Origin of the sequence: Leclercia sp. LSNIH8 (assembly GCF_002920195.1) — a bacterium.
Lineage (GTDB): Bacteria > Pseudomonadota > Gammaproteobacteria > Enterobacterales > Enterobacteriaceae > Enterobacter.
On sequence record NZ_PQJY01000001.1, the window covers coordinates 188,594 to 204,342 of the forward strand.

The window sequence follows — 15,749 nt, forward strand, 5'->3', positions numbered from 1 at the left end:
AGTTAAGACTTAGGTTGTTCTGACTGACCGCCTGCTGAGGCTTGTTGTTGATTGTCAGACGTGACCTCTTGCGCTTTTACCTTGGCGCCTGGGCGAACTTTTTGTAATCCGGTAATGATGACGCGATCGCCATCTTTCAGACCGTCAGTCACCAGCCATTTATCACCAATCGCCTGGGTTGCTTTAATCTGACGAACTTCGACTTTGTCTTCAGCGCCAATCACCATCGCACTGGCATCGCCGCGCGGAGTGCGGGTCACGCCCTGCTGTGGTACCAGCAGTGCGGTTGGGTTGATCCCTTCTTCCAGGCTGGCGCGAACGAACATACCCGGTAACAGCGTATGGTTCGGGTTCGGGAAGATGGCGCGCAGGGTGATTGAACCGGTAGTCTGATCAACCGTCACGTCAGAGAACTCGAGGCTGCCGGTCTCCGGGAACTTGATGCCGTCGCTGGTAACCAGCTCAACTTTTGCTTTGCCGTTTTCCTGCTTCAGGGTGCCATTTTCCAGCTCCTGTTTCAGACGCAGGAAATCGTTGCTCGACTGGGTGACATCGACATAGATCGGGTCAAGTTGCTGCACAGTCGCCAGCGCAGTGGTCTGGCCGTTCTGTACCAGCGCACCCTCGGTCACAGCGGATTTACCAATACGGCCGCTGATAGGGGAGGTCACTTTGGTATAGGCCAGGTTGATACGCGCGGTTTCAACGGCAGCTTTCGCAGCGACGACCGCAGCATTAGCCTGCTGGGCATCCGCCTGCGCACTGTCATATTCCTGTTGGCTGATGTACTGGGTACCCAACAGTTTCTGATAACGGTTGACGGTCAGCTGGGCAATTTTTGCAGCAGCCTGCGCTTTGGCCAGATCGCCTTTCGCGCTTTCGTAGTTCGCCTGATAAGTTGCAGGATCAATCTGATACAGAGACTCGCCCGCTTTAACATCGCCGCCTTCAGTAAAATTACGTTTCAGGATGATGCCACTTACCTGTGGACGCACTTCAGCAATACGGTAAGCGCTGGTTCGGCCGGGTAATTCTGTTGTCATCTGGAGAGGTTCGGTTTTGAGCGTCACGACACCAACCTCTGGCACCTGCTGCGCTCCTTGTTGAGCCTGTTTTTCGTCACATCCTGTAAGCGCTAAGCTGCCTGAGAGCATCAGAACGATCGCCAGAGGCGTTAACCCTCTGTTTTTGTTCATATGTAAACCTCGAGTTTCCGATTTCAAATTGATCAATGGATCAAGCGTCCACAAACCCATTGCTGCGTTTATATTATCGTCGTGCTATGGTACATACATTCATAAATGTATGTAAATCTGGCTCCTGTAAATTCACCTGCGCATGGCACGAAAAACCAAACAACAAGCACTTGCAACACGCCAACACATCCTTGATGTCGCTTTACGCTTGTTTTCGCAACAGGGGGTTTCCTCCACCTCTCTGGCACAGATTGCTCAGGCTGCTGGGGTTACCCGGGGAGCGATTTACTGGCATTTCAAAAATAAGTCAGATTTATTTGGTGAAATTTGGGAGCTTTCAGAATCCAGTATTGGAGATCTTGAGACTGAGTATCGGGCAAAATTCCCTGACGATCCACTCTCAGTTTTAAGAGAGATTCTGGTCTATATCCTTGAGGCGACAGTTATTGAAGAACGACGTCGTCTTATGATGGAGATCATCTTCCATAAATGTGAATTTGTTGGGGAGATGGCGGTGGTGCAGCAGGCGCAGCGCAGTCTCTGTCTGGCCAGTTACGACCGGATCGAACAAACCCTGACGCACTGTATTAAAGCCAATATGCTCCCGGCTAATCTTTTGACCCGTCGCGCCGCCATTCTGATGCGCAGCTATATTTCCGGCATTATGGAAAACTGGCTGTTTGCTCCCCAGACTTTTGATCTGCAACGTGAAGCCCGTGATTATGTCGCGATCCTGCTGGAGATGTACCAGCTCTGTCCCACGCTACGGGCGCAGCCTGAGCCGCTTCTGGCCTGACTCCCAGGAATTATCCAGGAGCCAACAGTTCACGCTATTTTGCTTTCGACTGCCGTGATATTCTTCACGCCGGTCATCCCGGTCATCCCGGTCATTCATCACACAAATTACACATTACTATGTCGCATTACACACGCCAATCGCATCCTGTTTTTGCCTTTATTTTGCTTCTCTTTTTTGCCTTATTGGCCTCCCCGGTTGCGTTTGCACGTGGTGATAACACCAGCGACACGCCAACCCGGGCAGATATTCAGAGCCAGCTTGATGCCCTGAGCAAACAAAAAGAGCTCAATCCGCAGGATAAGCTGGTGCAAAAAGACCTGACGGAAACCCTTGAGACTATTGATAAGCTTGAGCGGATCAAGGCCGAAACCACACAATTACGCCAGAAAGTGGCCCAGGCGCCGGAAGCAATGCGTAAGGCGACCGAAAGCCTGAATGCGCTGAGCGATGTGGACAATGATGACGAAACCCGCAAAACGCTGGCCACGCTCTCATTACGCCAGCTGGAACTGCGCGTATCGCAGTTGCTCGACGACTTACAAACCGCCCAGAGCGATCTCTCAACCTACAACAGCCAGCTGGTTTCCCTGCAAACTCAGCCGGAGCGCGTACAGAACGCGATGTATACCGCCTCTCAGGAGCTGCAGCAGATCCGCAATCGCCTGAACGGCACCGCGGTGGGCGAGGCGGCGTTACGCCCCACGCAGCAAACGTTGCTCATGACGCAGCAGCTTCTGCTGAACGCCCAGATCGAACAGCAGCGCAAGAGCCTGGAAGGCAATACCGTCCTGCAGGATACCCTGCAAAAACAGCGCGACTACGTCACCGCGAATATCAACCGTCTGGAGCACCAGCTGCAACTGCTGCAGGAAGCGGTTAACAGCAAGCGACTGACCCTGACAGAGAAAACCGCTCAGGAAGCCGTCAATCCGGACGAAACCGCGCGTATCCAGGAAAACCCGCTGGTGAAGCAGGAGCTGGATGTTAACCATCAGCTCAGCCAGCGTTTGATAGCCGCCACCGAAAACGGCAACTCGCTGGTTCAGCAGAACATCAAAGTCAAAAACTGGCTGGATCGCGCCCTGCAGTCAGAACGCAATATCAAGGAGCAGATCGCCGTTCTGAAAGGCAGCCTGCTGCTGTCGCGTATCCTTTATCAGCAACAGCAGACCTTACCCTCTGCCGATGAGCTGGAGGACATGACCAACCGCATTGCGGATCTGCGTCTTGAACAGTTTGAGGTCAACCAGCAGCGTGATGCCCTGTTCCAGAGCGATGCTTTCGTCGCGAAGCTGGAAGAGGGGCACAGCAGCGAGGTCAATGAAGAGGTTCACGACGCGCTGCTGCAGGTGGTGGATATGCGTCGCGAGCTGCTGGACCAGATGAACAAACAGCTGGGTAATCAGCTGATGATGGCGATTAACCTGCAAATCAACCAGCAGCAGCTGGTGAGCGTATCCAAAAGCCTACAGGAGATCCTCACCCAGCAAATCTTCTGGGTAAACAGCAACAAACCGATGGACTGGGACTGGATAAAATCCTTCCCGGGCATGCTAAAAGACCAGATTAATGGGATGAAAATCACCGTTAACTGGGAAAAAGCCGGCCCGGCGGTGGCCTTTGCCTTCCTGGCGGGTCTGCCGCTGTTGCTGATTGCCGGTTTAATCCGCTGGCGTCTTGGCTGGCTGAAAAAGTACCAGGCGAAGCTGGCGAATGAAGTCGGGCAGTTGCGTAATGACAGCCAGCTTCATACCCCAAAAGCGATTCTTATCGATCTGATCCGCGCCCTGCCGGTCTGCCTGTTAATTCTGGCGGCGGGGCTGATCCTGCTCACCATGCAGCTCAATATCAGCGATCTGCTGTGGGCCTTCAGCAAAAAGTTGGCGCTGTTCTGGTTGGTCTTTGGCCTGTGCTGGAAAGTACTGGAAAAAGACGGCGTGGCGGTGAGCCACTTCAATATGCCTGCGCAGCTGACCAGTCACTGGCGCCGCCAGATTGTGCGCATCAGCCTGGCGCTGTTGCCGCTGCACTTCTGGTCGGTGGTGGCGGAACTCTCTCCGCTCCATCTGATGGATGATGTGCTGGGGCAGTTCGTGATCCTGCTTAACCTGCTACTGATAAGCGTCCTGATGTGGCCGATATTCCGTGACAGCTGGCGTGACAAAGAGTCGCATACCATTCGCCTGGTGACGGTCACCGTACTCTCTATTATCCCTGTCGCGCTGATGGTGCTGACGGCCACCGGCTATTTCTATACCACGCTGCGTTTGTCAGGGCGCTGGATTGAAACCGTCTATCTGGTGATCTTCTGGAACCTGCTCTATCAGACCGTGCTGCGCGGGCTGAGCGTTGCCGCCCGCCGTATTGCCTATCGCCGCGCGCTGGCGCGTCGGCAGAATATGGTGAAAGAGGGGGCCGAAGGTGCTGAACCGCAGGAAGAGCCGACCATCGCCCTGGAGCAGGTCAACCAGCAGACGCTGCGTATCACCATGCTGGTGATGATTGCTCTGTTCGGCGTGATGTTCTGGGCGATCTGGTCTGATTTAATCACCGTCTTTGCCTATCTCGATAGCATTACGCTATGGCACTACAGCGGCACCGAAGCGGGGGCCGCAGTGGTGAAAAACGTCACCATGGGCAGCCTGCTGTTCGCGCTGGTCTCGTCGGTGGTGGCATGGGCCTTGATCCGCAACTTACCCGGCCTGCTGGAGGTGCTGATCCTCTCGCGCCTGAATATGCGCCAGGGGGCCTCCTACGCCATTACCACCATCCTGAACTATGTGATTCTGGTGGTGGGTGCCATGACCGTCTTCGGTTCGCTCGGGGTGTCGTGGGACAAACTGCAGTGGCTGGCGGCAGCATTGTCGGTGGGCCTTGGTTTCGGTTTGCAGGAGATCTTCGGGAACTTCGTCTCTGGCCTGATTATTCTGTTCGAACGTCCGGTGCGTATCGGCGATACCGTTACCATCGGCACCTTCTCGGGCACCGTCAGCAAGATCCGTATCCGTGCGACCACCATCACTGACTTCGATCGCAAAGAGGTGATCATCCCGAACAAAGCGTTCGTCACCGAGCGGTTGATCAACTGGTCGCTGTCGGACACCATTACCCGCGTGGTGATCCGCCTCGGCGTGGCCTACGGTTCCGATCTGGAGACGGTGAAAAATGTCCTGTTGAAAGCGGCGATGGATCATCCAAAAGTGATGCATGATCCGGAGCCAGCCGTCTTCTTTACGACCTTTGGGCCGAGTACGTTAGATCATGAGCTGCGTCTGTACGTGCGTGAACTGCGCGATCGCAGTTATACGGTGGATGAACTGAACCGCACTATCGAACGTATGTGTCGCGAGAACAACATCAATATCGCGTTTAACCAGCTGGAAGTGCATCTGCGCAATGAGAAGGGCGACGAGCACACTGAAGTGAAACGTGACATTAAGGGTGACGATCCGACCCCAGCGTGATGCGCCCCCTCGCTCTCGCCTTCTCCCTTTCAGGGAGAGGGCAGGGGGGAGGGTAATTTCCCTTCAAAATCCCGCTTCACAATCTCCAGCGCTTTCAGCACTGTTTCAGTGGGGATAGCATGGTTCTCCAGCAACATGATCAGGTCGACGGCCAGCTTGACTTCGTCGGGGGCGTTTTCCAGTGACACACACTACTCCTGTTAACGGGTCAGACGCGCGATAACGCGTTCAATGTCATCCAGTGCCTTGCGGCAACGTTCAAGCCGTCCTTCCAGGGCGGTGATTTCGCGCATCAGCATCTGCTGTTCTTCCAGCGTTTCGGCCTGATTCAGCCGCGCCGTGCGTTCATTTTTCATTTCACAGAGCCGACGTTCAAACTCCTGGTGTTCCAGACGCTTGCGCTGCCATTTTGTGGTGCCGGCAGAGGAGCTGTCCCAGACGCGTAGCGGCCAGGCGGCAATCTCCCGATGCAGGGCGGCAATCTGTTCCGCCAGATGACCGGCAAGCCAGGCCACCTGCTCAGATTGCCCCTTTTCCACGGCGTGACGCAGCTCATCCAGGTTGTGCTGGGCTTCATCCAGATAGGCATTCATCACCGTGCTGCGGGTGCGGAACAGCTGCCGGTCAAAGCGCGGCTTCAGCGTGGCGTGCTGCATCAGCGGGGAGGCCTGCGTGCGCAGGGCCGACAGCTGATTTTGCAGTGTCTGTAAAAGCAAGGCTGTTTTCAATCCGCACTCCAGTGGTACAGTAGCCGTTCAGTTTGATACCGATTCGCATTATGCAGCGTACTATTCTAATCATCATTGGCTGGCTTGCGGTAGTGCTCGGCACGCTGGGTGTCGTTTTACCCCTTCTGCCGACTACCCCTTTTATATTGCTTGCGGCGTGGTGCTTTGCCCGCTCCTCGCCACGTTTTCACCACTGGCTGCTGTACCGCTCATGGTTTGGCGGCTATCTGCGCCACTGGCAACAGTACCGTGCGATGCCGCCCGGGGCTAAGCCGCGGGCCATTGCGCTGATCCTGGTGACCTTCGCCATTTCATTATGGCTGGTCAAAATGATGTGGGTACGGATCCTGCTGCTGGCGATCCTCACTTGCCTGCTCATTTTCATGTGGCGGATCCCCGTTGTTGATGAAAAGCAACAAAAGCAATAATCCTCAGACTGGCTGTTGCATTTCTTGTGCGCAGCCAGTAAATTCGACCGTTTTCGAGCACGGGCGGGCCTGGTTAAAGGTTAAACAATTGTTACTTTGACCAACCCTTTATCCGCTCCGTGAGTAACACCGTTTTCATCAGGCATCCATTTATGACCGCAACTGCGCAGCAGCTTGAATTTCTTAAAAACAGCATCAAAAGCATCCAGGATTATCCGAAGCCTGGCATTCTTTTCCGTGATGTCACCAGCTTGCTGGAAGACCCAAAAGCGTACGCGCTCAGCATTGAACTGCTGGTTGAGCGTTATAAGAACGCTGGGATCACCAAAGTTGTAGGCACCGAAGCCCGTGGTTTCCTGTTTGGCGCCCCGGTTGCGCTGGCAATGGGCGTGGGCTTTGTACCGGTGCGTAAACCGCGCAAACTGCCTCGCGAAACCATCGCCGAGAGCTACGAGCTGGAGTACGGCACCGACCAGCTTGAGATCCACGTTGATGCGATCAAGCCAGGCGATAAAGTGCTGGTGGTTGACGATCTGCTGGCCACCGGCGGCACCATTGAAGCGACCGTGAAGCTGATCCGTCGCCTGGGTGGTGAAGTAACCGATGCGGCCTTTATCATCAACCTGTTCGATCTAGGCGGTGAACAGCGCCTCGAAAAACAGGGCATCACCAGCTACAGCCTCGTGCCATTCCCGGGACATTAATCCTCCCGCCCGCAACCTCGCCCAACGGGTGAGGTTGTGTTAGCATTACCCCCCTGAATATCCACCTTCCAGCGTTGCAGAGCCTGCCCATGAGTTATCAGGTGTTAGCCCGTAAATGGCGACCCCAAACCTTTGCTGACGTTGTCGGCCAGGAACATGTGCTGACCGCCCTGGCGAACAGCTTATCGCTAGGCCGTATCCATCACGCCTGGCTTTTTTCCGGCACCCGTGGCGTCGGTAAAACCTCTATTGCCCGTTTGCTGGCGAAAGGCCTTAACTGCGAAACCGGGATCACCGCCACGCCGTGCGGCGTGTGCGATAACTGCCGTGAAATCGAGCAGGGGCGCTTTGTCGATCTGATTGAGATCGATGCCGCATCGCGCACCAAAGTCGAAGATACCCGCGATCTGCTGGATAACGTCCAGTACGCCCCGGCGCGTGGCCGCTTCAAGGTCTATCTGATCGATGAAGTGCACATGCTGTCGCGCCACAGCTTTAACGCCCTGCTGAAAACGCTGGAAGAACCGCCTGCACACGTTAAATTCCTGCTGGCGACCACCGATCCGCAAAAGCTGCCGGTCACTATTTTGTCCCGCTGTCTGCAGTTCCACCTGAAGGCGCTGGACGTCACGCAGATCCGCGATCGGCTCGAATACATCCTGAACGAAGAGCAGGTTGCCCATGAACCGCGGGCGCTGCAGCTGCTGGCGCGTGCCGCCGATGGCAGCCTGCGTGATGCCCTCAGCCTGACCGATCAGGCGATTGCCAGCGGCGAAGGCAAGCTGACCACCCAGGCGGTGAGCACCATGCTCGGCACGCTGGATGACGATCAGGCGCTGTCGCTGATTGAAGCGGTTGTCGAGGCCAACGGCGAGCGGGTGATGGAGCTGGTCAACGCCTCAGCCTCACGCGGCGTGGAGTGGGAAGCCTTGCTGGTTGAGATGCTCAGCCTGCTGCACCGTATTGCGATGGTGCAGCTCTCCCCGGCGGCGCTGGGCCCGGATATGGCCGCGATTGAACAGCGGATGCGCGAGCTGGCGCGAACCATTCCGCCAACGGATGTACAGCTTTACTATCAAACCCTGTTAATTGGCCGCAAAGAGTTGCCGTTCGCGCCCGACAGACGTATGGGGGTTGAGATGACCCTGCTGCGCGCGCTGGCGTTCCATCCGCGCATGCCGTTGCCGGAACCCGAGGTGCAGCCGCAGTCGTTCGCACCGGCCGCGCCGACGGCGGTTATGTCACCGCAGCAGGTGCCAGTACAGCCGGCAGCGCCATCGCCGCAAAATGTGCCGCTGTCGGACGCCACCAGTTCGGTGCTTGCTGCCCGCAGCCAGCTACAGCGCGCGCAGGGAGCACCCAGACCAAAAAAGAGTGAACCGGCAGCGCCTGCAAGAGCGCGGCCGGTAAATAACGCCGCGCTTGAACGTCTGGCTTCGGTCACGGATCGTGTCCAGTCGCGTTCGGCATCGGTCACTTCTGAGCCGAAGGCGCCGGTGAAGCAAGAAGCCTATCGCTGGAAAGCCACCACCGTCACCGAAGAGGTGAAGGTGGAGATTGCCACGCCGAAGGCGCTGAAAAAGGCGCTGGAGCACGAGAAGACGCCGGAGCTCTCCGCGAAGCTGGCGGAAGAGTCGCTTGCGCGCGATGCCTGGGCGGCAGAGGTCAGTAAACTGAAGCTGCCGAAGCTGGTGGAGCAGGTTGCGCTCAACGCCTGGCGTGAGCAGGAGGGCAACCGCATCTGCCTGCATCTGCGTCCGGGCCAGCGTCACCTGAATTCGGCGAGCGCGCAGCAGGTGCTGACTGAGGCGCTCTCCACATTACAGGGTGCGCCGGTTGAATTGACTATCATTGAAGATGATAATCCGGCGGTCCGTACCCCGCTGGAGTGGCGTCAGGCCATTTATGAAGAGAAGCTCGCGCAGGCGCGTGAGGCAATTATCGCGGATAATAACATTCAGACCCTGCAGCGCTACTTCGATGCAGAACTGGATGAAGAGAGTATTCGACCCATTTGATCGTGAGTCTGACTTACGGTTGTTATCTTTAACGTGAAAGAAGAGAGAAGCCTATGTTTGGTGGTAAAGGCGGTCTGGGTGGTCTGATGAAGCAGGCCCAGCAGATGCAGGAAAAAATGCAGAAGATGCAGGAAGAGATCGCACAGATGGAAGTCACTGGCGAATCGGGCGCAGGTCTGGTCAAAGTGACCATCAACGGCGCACACAACTGCCGTCGCGTGGAGATCGACCCAAGCCTGCTCGAAGACGACAAAGAGATGCTGGAAGATCTGGTTGCCGCTGCGTTTAACGATGCTGCGCGCCGTATCGACGAAACTCAGAAAGAAAAAATGGCCTCTGTATCCTCCGGAATGCAGCTGCCACCGGGCTTTAAGATGCCATTCTGATGCAAACCAGTCCGCTGCTTACGCAGTTAATGGAAGCGCTACGCTGCCTGCCGGGCGTAGGCCCGAAGTCGGCGCAGCGCATGGCGTTTACCCTGCTGCAACGCGATCGTAGCGGCGGCATGCGTCTGGCGCAGGCCCTGACCCGCGCCATGTCAGAAATTGGCCACTGTGCCGACTGCCGCACCTTTACCGAGCAGGAGGTGTGTAACATCTGCGCCAACCCGCGTCGTCAGGAAAATGGTCAGATCTGCGTGGTGGAGAGTCCTGCGGACATCTACGCCATCGAGCAGACCGGGCAGTTTTCCGGCCGCTATTTTGTGCTGATGGGGCACCTGTCGCCGCTGGACGGCATTGGTCCGGATGATATCGGCCTGGACCGCCTTGAACAGCGTCTGAAATCGGAAACGATTAACGAGGTGATCCTCGCCACCAACCCAACGGTGGAAGGGGAGGCAACAGCCAACTATATCGCCGAGCTGTGCGCGGAGTCGGGCGTCGATGCCAGTCGAATCGCCCACGGTGTGCCGGTGGGCGGCGAGCTGGAAATGGTCGATGGCACTACGCTGTCCCACTCTCTGGCAGGACGTCACAAGATTAATTTCTGACCAAACGGAGGCTGCAGTCGTGGCCTCCGCTTGAAAAAAATCCCCCGTATCCCCATCTCTCCCTCAACGCTTTTAAACCCCATTAAATGGCATTGTTGAGGTCGACTTAGTATGAAAGGACAAGAAACCCGTGGTTTCCAGTCAGAGGTAAAACAGCTTCTGCACCTGATGATCCATTCTCTTTATTCCAATAAAGAAATTTTCCTGCGCGAGCTTATCTCTAACGCCTCTGATGCGGCAGACAAGCTGCGTTTTCGTGCGCTCTCGAAGCCAGAGCTGTATGAAGGTGACGGCGAACTGCGCGTGCGTGTCTCATTTGATAAAGAGAACCGCACCCTGACCATCGCCGACAACGGCATCGGTATGACCCGTGATGAAGCCATTGACCATCTCGGCACCATCGCTAAATCCGGCACCAAAGCCTTCCTGCAGTCGATGGGTTCCGATCAGGCCAAAGACAGCCAGCTGATTGGTCAGTTCGGTGTGGGCTTCTACTCCGCCTTCATCGTGGCGGATAAAGTTACCGTACGCACCCGCGCGGCAGGCGAAAGCGCCGAAAACGGCGTATTCTGGGAATCCCACGGCGAAGGTGAATATACCGTTGCTGACATCACCAAAGCCGATCGCGGCACCGAGATCACCCTGCACCTGCGCGAAGGGGAAGACGATTTCCTCAACGACTGGCGCGTACGCTCCATCATCAGCAAATATTCTGACCATATCGCCCTGCCGGTAGAGATCGAAAAACAGGAAGAGAAAGACGGCGAAACCGTCATCTCCTGGGAGAAGATCAACAAAGCGCAGGCGCTGTGGACGCGTAACAAGTCTGAAATCAAAGACGACGAATACAACGAGTTCTACAAGCACATCGCCCATGACTTTACCGATCCGCTGACCTGGAGCCACAACCGTGTGGAAGGGAAGCAGGAGTACACCAGCCTGCTTTACATCCCGGCGCAGGCACCGTGGGATATGTGGAACCGCGATCACAAGCACGGCCTGAAGCTGTACGTGCAGCGCGTGTTCATCATGGACGAAGCCGAACAGTTCATGCCGAACTACCTGCGCTTTGTACGCGGCCTGATTGATTCCAACGATCTGCCGCTGAACGTCTCCCGTGAGATCCTGCAGGACAGCACCGTAACCCGTAATCTGCGCACCGCGCTGAGCAAACGTGCCCTGCAGATGCTGGATAAGCTGGCGAAAGACGACGCCGAAAAATACCAGACCTTCTGGAAACAGTTCGGCCTGGTGCTGAAAGAGGGCCCGGCGGAAGATCCGTCTAACGTTGAAGCCATTGCCAAACTGCTGCGCTTCGCCTCCACGCACACCGACTCTTCCGAACAGAATGTGTCGCTGGAAGAGTACATCTCCCGCATGAAAGAAGGGCAGGAGAAGATCTACTACATCACCGCCGACAGCTATGCCGCGGCGAAGAGCAGCCCGCACCTGGAGCTGCTGCGTAAGAAAGGCATCGAAGTATTGCTGCTTTCCGATCGCATCGATGAGTGGATGATGAACTACCTGACCGAGTTCAGCGGTAAAGCGTTCCAGTCCGTTGCCAAAGCCGATGAGTCCATCGACAAGCTGGCGGATGAAGTGGACGATACCGCGAAAGAGGCAGAAAAAGCGCTGGAGCCGTTTGTTGAGCGCGTGAAAACCCATCTGGGCGATCGCGTGAAAGAGGTGCGTTTCACCCACCGTCTGACCGATACCCCGGCCATCGTCACCACTGATGCTGACGAGATGAGTACCCAGATGGCGAAGCTGTTCGCCGCCGCGGGCCAGGCTGTGCCGGAGGTGAAATACATTTTTGAACTCAACCCGGATCACGCGCTGGTGAAACGTGCAGCCGAGACCCAGGACGAAGCCCGCTTCGCCGAGTGGGTTGAACTGCTGCTGGATCAATCTTTGCTGGCCGAGCGCGGCACGCTGGAAGATCCTAACCAGTTCATCAAACGCGTGAATGCGTTGCTGCTGGCGTAAATTACTTCCCTCTCTTCGCTGAAGAGAGAATAAGGGTGCAGGTTATCTGCCTGCACCCACTAATAAATTCCCCTCATTAACCGTTTCAGCCTTCCCGCCTTTCTTGAGCGATACCCGTTCTGGTGGTATTGTTTAGCGCTTTTTGAAAAATTGAATCGACTTTTGAGGGGATTTTCGCAATGCGTATTATTCTGCTTGGCGCTCCGGGCGCGGGTAAAGGAACTCAGGCTCAGTTCATCATGGAGAAATACGGTATTCCGCAAATCTCTACGGGTGACATGCTGCGTGCCGCTGTTAAATCTGGCTCCGAGCTGGGTAAACAGGCGAAAGACATTATGGACGCCGGCAAACTGGTGACCGACGAGCTGGTTATCGCTCTGGTTAAAGAACGCATTTCTCAGGAAGATTGCCGTAACGGTTTCCTGCTGGACGGCTTCCCACGTACCATTCCGCAGGCGGATGCCATGAAAGAAGCGGGCATCAACGTAGACTACGTGCTGGAGTTCGACGTACCGGACGAACTGATTGTTGACCGTATCATCGGTCGTCGCGTACACGCTGCTTCCGGCCGCGTTTACCACGTTAAGTTCAATCCACCACAGGTGGAAGGTAAAGACGACGTGACCGGCGAAGAGCTGACCACCCGTAAAGACGATCAGGAAGAGACCGTGCGTAAGCGCCTGGTGGAATACCATCAGATGACCGCGCCGCTGATCGGCTACTACTCTAAAGAAGCGCAGGCGGGTAACACCAAATACGCAAAAGTCGACGGTACTAAGCCTGTCGCTGACGTTCGTGCAGAGCTGGAAAAGATCCTCGGCTAATCACGCCCCCACTAAATCATTCGGGCTGCATCGCGGCGGCAAGCACGCGAATCCCCAGGAACATAGATTACTATGTGACTGGGGTGAGAGTGCGCAGCCAACAAAGAGGCAGCCTGAAGGATGACGTGGGTTCTCACCCGGGTCCCCGGGTGAGAAAAATTCTCATTCTACCTTTTACTGCAATTGGTTCCGTTTACGCACTTTTCAGATACACTTATCAGCCTGTTAAAAGGTTATGAGGCGTGAATGAGTCAGGCGAAAACCGGCATCCTGCTTGCCAATCTGGGAACCCCCGAAGCACCTACTCCAGCGGCGGTAAAACGCTACCTGCGACAATTTTTAAGCGATACGCGCGTTGTGGATACCCCACGCCTGCTGTGGTGGCCTTTGCTGCGCGGCGTGATTCTGCCGATCCGTTCGCCGCGCGTGGCAAAGCTCTATCAGTCCGTCTGGATGGAAGAGGGCTCGCCGCTGATGGTCTACAGCCGTCGTCAGGAGAAAGCGCTGGCCGCCCGTCTGCCGGATATGCCGGTAGCGCTGGGCATGAGCTACGGCAAACCTTCCCTGAAAAGCGCCGTCGATGAACTGCTGGCGCAGGGCGTTGATCACATTGTGGTGCTGACGCTCTATCCGCAATACTCCTGCTCCACTGTGGCAGCCGTCTGGGATGAGCTGGCGCGCATTCTGGCAACCCGTCGTCGCATTCCCGGCGTGACCTTTATTCGCGACTACGCGGATAACGAGCTCTATATCAACGCCCTTGCCAGCAGCGCCCGCGCGTCGTTTGAGAAACACGGCGAGCCGGATCTGCTGCTGCTCTCCTATCACGGCATCCCGCAGCGATTCGCCAACGAAGGGGACGACTATCCGCAGCGCTGCCGCGATACCACCCGTGAGCTGGTGTCCGCCCTCGGCCTGCCGCCCGAGAAGGTGATGATGACCTTCCAGTCGCGCTTTGGCCGCGAGCCGTGGCTGACTCCTTATACCGATGAGACCCTCAAAATGCTGGGTGAGAAGGGGGTGAAGCATATCCAGGTGATGTCGCCGGGCTTTGCGTCAGACTGTCTGGAAACCCTGGAAGAGATCGCGGTGCAAAACCGGGAGTTCTTCCTCGAAGCGGGCGGGACAAAGTACGAGTATATTCCGGCGCTTAACGACAATCCTGAGCACATCGAGATGATGGCGTCACTGGTGACCCGCAGCCGCTGATCGCACTCTGCGCCGGGTTTGTGCTACCATTCCCGGCCCATCCGTCACTCATAGCTCAGAACATGAAATTTCCCGGTAAACGTAAATCCAAACACTACTTTCCCGTTAACGCCCGCGATCCGCTGCTGCAGCAAATTCAGCCGGAAAATGAGTCCAGTGCCGCCTGGGTGGTGGGTATCGACCAGACGCTGGTGGATATTGAAGCTAAAGTGGACGATGCGTTTGTCGAACGTTACGGCCTGAGCGCCGGGCACTCTCTGGTGATTGACGACGACGTAGCGGAAGCGCTCTATCAGGAGCTGGTGCGGGATAACCTGATCACCCATCAGTTTGCCGGGGGGACCATCGGCAACACCATGCACAACTACTCTGTGCTGGCGGACGACCGCTCCGTACTGCTGGGCGTGATGTGCAGCAATGTCGAAATCGGCAGTTACGCCTACCGTTATCTCTGCAACACCTCCAGCCGGACCGATCTGAACTACCTCCAGGGGGTGGACGGGGCGATTGGCCGCTGCTTTACGCTGATCGGTGAATCTGGCGAGCGCACCTTCGCCATCAGCCCTGGCCATATGAACCAGCTGCGCGCCGAGAGCATTCCTGAAGAGGTGATTGCCGGGGCATCTGCACTGGTGCTGACCTCCTATCTGGTGCGCTGCAAGCCCGGCGAGCCGATGCCGGAAGCGACCATGAAGGCGGTGGAATATGCGAAGAAATACAACGTGCCGGTGGTCCTTACCCTGGGCACCAAATTTGTCATCGCCGATAACCCGGAGTGGTGGCAGGCGTTCCTGAAAGAGCACGTCTCGATTCTGGCGATGAACGAAGAAGAGGCCGAAGCCCTGACCGGGGAGAGCGATCCGCTGCTGGCATCTGATAAGGCGCTGGACTGGGTCGATCTGGTGCTCTGCACTGCCGGGCCGGTAGGGTTGTATATGGCCGGTTTCACCGAAGAAGAGGCGAAGCGCAAAACCCAGCATCCGCTGCTGCCAGGGGCGATTGCCGAGTTCAACCAGTTTGAATTCAGCCGCGCCATGCGCCACAAAGACTGTGTTAATCCGCTGCGTATCTTCTCGCATATCGCCCCGTACATGGGCGGCCCGGAGAAGATCATGAACACCAACGGCGCAGGCGACGGCGCGCTGGCGGCGCTGCTGCACGATATCACTGCCAACGCGTTCCACCGTACCAACGTGCCGAACTCCAGCAAACACAAGTTTAACTGGCTGACCTATTCGTCGCTGGCACAGGTATGTAAGTACGCAAACCGCGTGAGCTATCAGGTGCTGAACCAGCACTCACCGCGCTTAACGCGCGGCCTGCCGGAGCGGGAAGACAGTCTGGAAGAGTCCTACTGGGACAGATAAGCCCATCCCCCGGCGGCGCTGCGCTTGCCGGGGCG

Annotated in this window: 14 protein-coding genes and 1 other annotated feature; of the genes, 11 read left to right on the forward strand and 3 right to left on the reverse strand. The window is 56.4% G+C overall.

All coding sequences use genetic code 11. From position 1 onward, the window contains the following. Positions 1-2 precede the first annotated feature (2 nt). On the reverse strand, positions 3-1,196 hold the full coding sequence (gene acrA / locus C3406_RS00910) for a multidrug efflux RND transporter periplasmic adaptor subunit AcrA (protein ID WP_103824067.1): 1,194 nt from the start codon (positions 1,194-1,196) through the stop codon (positions 3-5). Positions 1,197-1,338: 142 nt separating this feature from the next. Between acrA and acrR the strand changes: the two genes are divergently transcribed. Together acrR and mscK are read left to right on the forward strand one after the other, a co-directional pair. After that, positions 1,339-1,992, forward strand: a complete 654-nt coding sequence (acrR, locus tag C3406_RS00915) for a multidrug efflux transporter transcriptional repressor AcrR (protein ID WP_103824068.1) — start codon at positions 1,339-1,341, stop codon at positions 1,990-1,992. Positions 1,993-2,111: 119 nt separating this feature from the next. Then, the gene (mscK, locus tag C3406_RS00920; protein ID WP_103824069.1) at positions 2,112-5,459 is read left to right on the forward strand and encodes a mechanosensitive channel MscK; all 3,348 of its coding nucleotides are present in this window, start codon (positions 2,112-2,114) and stop codon (positions 5,457-5,459) included. Between the two features lie 29 nt (positions 5,460-5,488). Here the strand turns inward: mscK and rsmS are convergent, their stop codons facing one another. After that, complete coding sequence (gene rsmS, locus C3406_RS00925; RefSeq protein WP_103824070.1) at positions 5,489-5,647, reverse strand: pleiotropic regulatory protein RsmS; 159 nt, start codon at positions 5,645-5,647, stop codon at positions 5,489-5,491. Between the two features lie 12 nt (positions 5,648-5,659). Beyond that, entirely contained in the window at positions 5,660-6,187 is a 528-nt protein-coding gene (gene priC, locus C3406_RS00930) for a primosomal replication protein N'' (RefSeq protein ID WP_103824071.1), read from the reverse strand. 50 nt (positions 6,188-6,237) lie between these two features. Between priC and C3406_RS00935 the strand changes: the two genes are divergently transcribed. From C3406_RS00935 to C3406_RS00975, 9 genes are all read left to right on the forward strand, one after another. Beyond that, entirely contained in the window at positions 6,238-6,615 is a 378-nt protein-coding gene (locus tag C3406_RS00935) for a DUF454 family protein (protein WP_103824072.1), read from the forward strand. A gap of 152 nt (positions 6,616-6,767) precedes the next feature. Beyond that, positions 6,768-7,319: an adenine phosphoribosyltransferase gene (gene apt / locus C3406_RS00940; RefSeq protein WP_010428187.1), complete on the forward strand. Its 552-nt coding sequence runs from the start codon at positions 6,768-6,770 to the stop codon at positions 7,317-7,319. 89 nt (positions 7,320-7,408) lie between these two features. Next, the gene (gene dnaX, locus C3406_RS00945) at positions 7,409-9,337 is read left to right on the forward strand and encodes a DNA polymerase III subunit gamma/tau (RefSeq protein ID WP_103824073.1); all 1,929 of its coding nucleotides are present in this window, start codon (positions 7,409-7,411) and stop codon (positions 9,335-9,337) included. Further along, positions 8,667-8,731: a sequence feature (DnaX frameshifting element), on the forward strand. (Overlaps the previous gene by 65 nt.) Before the next feature lie 53 nt (positions 9,338-9,390). Then, a complete protein-coding gene (locus C3406_RS00950; RefSeq protein ID WP_014882811.1) occupies positions 9,391-9,723 on the forward strand; it encodes a YbaB/EbfC family nucleoid-associated protein in 333 nt (110 codons plus the stop codon). Next, positions 9,723-10,328, forward strand: a complete 606-nt coding sequence (gene recR, locus C3406_RS00955; protein ID WP_103178512.1) for a recombination mediator RecR — start codon at positions 9,723-9,725, stop codon at positions 10,326-10,328. Before C3406_RS00950 ends, recR begins: the two co-directional genes overlap by 1 nt. 111 nt (positions 10,329-10,439) lie before the next feature. Further along, entirely contained in the window at positions 10,440-12,314 is a 1,875-nt protein-coding gene (gene htpG / locus C3406_RS00960) for a molecular chaperone HtpG (protein ID WP_103824074.1), read from the forward strand. Positions 12,315-12,493: 179 nt separating this feature from the next. Next, positions 12,494-13,138, forward strand: a complete 645-nt coding sequence (gene adk, locus C3406_RS00965; protein WP_103824075.1) for an adenylate kinase — start codon at positions 12,494-12,496, stop codon at positions 13,136-13,138. A gap of 246 nt (positions 13,139-13,384) precedes the next feature. Continuing rightward, the gene (gene hemH, locus C3406_RS00970; protein WP_103824076.1) at positions 13,385-14,347 is read left to right on the forward strand and encodes a ferrochelatase; all 963 of its coding nucleotides are present in this window, start codon (positions 13,385-13,387) and stop codon (positions 14,345-14,347) included. Positions 14,348-14,409: 62 nt separating this feature from the next. Next, positions 14,410-15,714 (forward strand): inosine/guanosine kinase, encoded by a 1,305-nt coding sequence (locus C3406_RS00975; RefSeq protein WP_103824077.1) that lies wholly within the window; start codon positions 14,410-14,412, stop codon positions 15,712-15,714. Positions 15,715-15,749 lie beyond the last annotated feature (35 nt).

What these genes read in the sequence shown, in the direction of transcription:
- recR (WP_103178512.1), top strand. Translation starts at nt 9,723, where the DNA reads ATGCAAACCAGTCCGCTGCTTACGCAGTTAATGGAAGCGCTACGCTGC.
- C3406_RS00950 (WP_014882811.1), top strand. Translation starts at nt 9,391, where the DNA reads ATGTTTGGTGGTAAAGGCGGTCTGGGTGGTCTGATGAAGCAGGCCCAG.
- C3406_RS00935 (WP_103824072.1), top strand. Translation starts at nt 6,238, where the DNA reads ATGCAGCGTACTATTCTAATCATCATTGGCTGGCTTGCGGTAGTGCTC.
- hemH (WP_103824076.1), top strand. Translation starts at nt 13,385, where the DNA reads ATGAGTCAGGCGAAAACCGGCATCCTGCTTGCCAATCTGGGAACCCCC.
- apt (WP_010428187.1), top strand. Translation starts at nt 6,768, where the DNA reads ATGACCGCAACTGCGCAGCAGCTTGAATTTCTTAAAAACAGCATCAAA.
- C3406_RS00975 (WP_103824077.1), top strand. Translation starts at nt 14,410, where the DNA reads ATGAAATTTCCCGGTAAACGTAAATCCAAACACTACTTTCCCGTTAAC.
- adk (WP_103824075.1), top strand. Translation starts at nt 12,494, where the DNA reads ATGCGTATTATTCTGCTTGGCGCTCCGGGCGCGGGTAAAGGAACTCAG.
- acrR (WP_103824068.1), top strand. Translation starts at nt 1,339, where the DNA reads ATGGCACGAAAAACCAAACAACAAGCACTTGCAACACGCCAACACATC.
- mscK (WP_103824069.1), top strand. Translation starts at nt 2,112, where the DNA reads ATGTCGCATTACACACGCCAATCGCATCCTGTTTTTGCCTTTATTTTG.
- dnaX (WP_103824073.1), top strand. Translation starts at nt 7,409, where the DNA reads ATGAGTTATCAGGTGTTAGCCCGTAAATGGCGACCCCAAACCTTTGCT.
- htpG (WP_103824074.1), top strand. Translation starts at nt 10,440, where the DNA reads ATGAAAGGACAAGAAACCCGTGGTTTCCAGTCAGAGGTAAAACAGCTT.
- acrA (WP_103824067.1), bottom strand. Translation starts at nt 1,196, where the DNA reads ATGAACAAAAACAGAGGGTTAACGCCTCTGGCGATCGTTCTGATGCTC.